Origin of the sequence: Nocardia sp. 852002-20019_SCH5090214 (assembly GCF_001665865.1) — a bacterium.
GTDB lineage: Bacteria > Actinomycetota > Actinomycetes > Mycobacteriales > Mycobacteriaceae > Nocardia > Nocardia nova.
On sequence record NZ_LZMK01000161.1, the window covers coordinates 1 to 661 of the forward strand.

At 69.1% G+C, this 661-nt stretch carries 1 protein-coding gene; it reads right to left on the bottom strand.

The features are described from left to right. Positions 1-151: 151 nt before the first annotated feature. The coding region (locus tag A5780_RS13755) for a TraG/TraD/VirD4 family protein (RefSeq protein WP_156769489.1) at positions 152-661 on the bottom strand (510 nt) is incomplete at its 5' end.

Sequence of the window (661 nt, forward strand, 5' to 3'; positions counted from 1 at the left end):
GCGGCGATCTCTTTGGCCTGCTCAGCGAATTTCGCGCTGACGGCCTTACGGACCACGGCGTCCATCAGCTCGCTCAGCTCGGCGGCCGGGATGATCTGCGCGGCAGCCGATCCGGCCGGGGCAGCGCCGTTGGTGGGGGTGGTGGTGTCGCTCATGCTGCGTTGTCCTCCTCGTCAGACGGCACGGCACGCAGGCGCGGGCCAGCCGTGGTGGTGCCGGATTGGGTGGGTGCGTGTGCGGCGATCGATTCGCGGATGAGGTCGGCGTCGGCGCGTTCCATCCACGGCGTGGTCCGCACGAGAGTCGAGCGGTGACCGGAGGTGAACACCAGCGCCCGCCCACGGGGCATGGCCGCGATATCGCTGGCGGTGAGAGTGGCCTCGGTGGTCAGCGAGGTCGACTCGGTGCCCGAGTCCGCCCGCCGGCCGCGCGAGACGCTGGTGACCAGCTCGCGGTGATCACCGACGATGCGGGAGCGGGCCTGCAGGAAGTCCTCGTCGTCCAATCCGCTGCCGAGGACCTTGATGTTGGCCGCCGACCACAGCGCCTTCATGCCCGCTTCGCCCCAGCAGCCCACGCCCTGAGCCCAGGACTGCAGGATCGTTTGCACGATGATTCCGCGAGATCCGAAGTGGGAGTACCTGTTCCGCGATGCGACCGA